Source organism: Anaerohalosphaeraceae bacterium (assembly GCA_035378985.1).
GTDB lineage: Bacteria > Planctomycetota > Phycisphaerae > Sedimentisphaerales > Anaerohalosphaeraceae > JAHDQI01.
Genome location: DAOSUR010000043.1, coordinates 1 through 2,200 on the forward strand (window position 1 = coordinate 1; position 2,200 = coordinate 2,200).

2 protein-coding genes are annotated in these 2,200 nt (G+C 50.8%); both read right to left on the bottom strand.

All coding sequences use genetic code 11. From position 1 onward, the window contains the following. Positions 1-1,021 (bottom strand): hypothetical protein (locus PKY88_13295; GenBank protein HOQ06175.1); only part of this gene is annotated, 1,021 nt, incomplete at its 3' end. A gap of 51 nt (positions 1,022-1,072) precedes the next feature. Continuing rightward, the gene (locus PKY88_13300) at positions 1,073-1,756 is read right to left on the bottom strand and encodes a hypothetical protein (GenBank protein ID HOQ06176.1); all 684 of its coding nucleotides are present in this window, start codon (positions 1,754-1,756) and stop codon (positions 1,073-1,075) included. Positions 1,757-2,200 lie beyond the last annotated feature (444 nt).

Consider the following 2,200-nt stretch of genomic DNA (forward strand, 5'->3'; position numbering starts at 1 on the left):
CCAGGGTGTTGGCCTGCTGGGCGTTGTCGGCGTTCTGCTTGGTCATGGAGGACATCTCTTCCAGACTGGAGGAGGTTTCCTGGAGCCCGGCGGCCTGTTCAGTTGCACCCTGGGCTAGCGACTGAGACGCGCTGGACACCTGCCCGGAGGCACTGTGGATTTGTTCAGATGCATCATGGAGCGAGTCAATCACTCGCTTGAGCGGCTTGAGAATCGAGCGGCTGATGCCCAGAGCCAGAATGCTGACGGTTAGAGCCGCTGCAATACTGACGGCCAGAAAGATCACAATGGTTCTTTGAGCTGCCTTCTGGATGGAGGCAGCGGTTTGAATCGTCTCTTCTTTTTTCGCATTAACCAGCTGCCGTTTGGCGTCAGCCGTCTGCTTTTTGGCTTCTACGGCCTTCATTGTGGCGGCAATTTCTTGTTCGAGGGCCTGTTGGAGTTTGTCGATTTTGTCCCGCATGGCATCGAAGGCCTGGGCCGCACTGCCTCCGTTGCTCGATTTGCGCGCCCAAACCAGTTTTTCCGCCGAGGCGGACTGCTCAAGAACCCGCCGGGTTTTGGCTTTCCAGCTCTCAAATTCCGCCAGAAATTCCTTGTACAGCTGACGGGTTTGGTCAGAGTGGAAGGACGCAGCAGCTTTTTCCATCCGAACGGCGGCCTGGTCAATATTTTCCGAATGCACCGTTTCAATGGCTTTTAATTCGTCTGCATCGGAAGCCGCCAGCGCCATTTTTTCGGCCACAAGGGCCTGATGCACATCACGGTCCGCTTCGAGCATCAGGGAGATGCTTTCCTGCATCTGCTCAAGCTCCTTGATATCCTTGTTAATCAGCGGAAGGAAGGTCTCTTCAATCAGCGGATTGATTTCCTTGTCGATCAGAGTCGTAAAGGCCTGGTTGACGCTCTGGTCAAACTGCTGCGTTGTCCGGCGAAGTGCCTGCCAGGTAATCAGTGACAGCACGGCCAGAACTGCCAGCGGTACAATTGCCAGCATGCCGATTTTTCTTTGGATTACCATAAATGGTCCCCTTTCTGTCTGCGAGGGTTAATGGCAGGTTCAGCATCCCGATTACAGTTTGTCCACTTTCACGCCCCAGCACACAGCCCCGATCACGTTGCCTTCCGGGTCAATAATCGGCAGGGATACCTTCTGGTCCACGCTGTCGGTGGATTTGTCATATTTGCGCTTCTCAATAATCAGGCCGCCTTTGCCTTCGTTAAAGGACTTCTGCCACTTCGGCTCATCGCCCTGCCAGTAGTCGGAAGTCATCACATTTTGCCCGACATTGGCGCCCTGATTGTCCATCACAAAGCATTCACCGATCAGATTGGGCAGAACTTCCTTGGCCAGCCGCTTGATTTCCGCTGCACAGGTGTTATTCAGTTTTTCTTTGTGAATCGGCAGCTCCTCTTCGGCCTTTTGCCACTGTTCGTCAATCTTCTTGATTTCATCCAGGGAAACACCCTTAGCGTTCTGGGCCGCCGTTTCCTTGACAAACACCGGATTGGTGCACAGCGGAATCAGTTTTTCTGTAATGAACTTCTGCAGTTTGGCATGCGATTCCGTCAGCTGCTTTTTTTCATCGTCTGTTTTGGCTTCGGAAAGATCCGGAGCGGCTTCCGCAGCGGCCTTGGTCAGCTGCTCCAGAAGGGCCGTTACCTTCGGATTTACCTTCGGTTCTTCATCGGCGGCCAGCAAGACACTGGTCAGGACAGCGAAAGCAATCCACACAAGCACATGTTTTGTTTTCATAGTCAGTCTCCAAAAAAAGTTGAACGGTTTTGTTTTTGCAGTCGAACAAGATGTGTATCAGGGATGTTAACAGTTCTCTTTTATTGTCTAAAAGAACAGCGGCGGATTATCAGAATATTTCCGGATAGGCCCGCCGGAAAACACCGATAGATTCGACGAGCTTTCTAAAAAAGTTTAGTTAAATTTTTTGCTTTTTCTCTCATTTCTCTGTCTGGATAAAAAGCAAAGAGAGCGTGTTTCATCTGAGATGTTATCAGACTTTTTGTTTCTATAGTATTTTCCTAATATTTCGTTTTGGGGAGGGTTTCTTTTTTATAAGACTTTTTGCAGAAAATAAAAAACCCCGGCGGGTGGGGTAGGTTCCGACCTGCCGGGGTTCTGAATGAGTATGCTGGCGGTTTTTGTTATCCGTTGAAGTCTTTGAAGTCGTCCTCGAGGGGGATG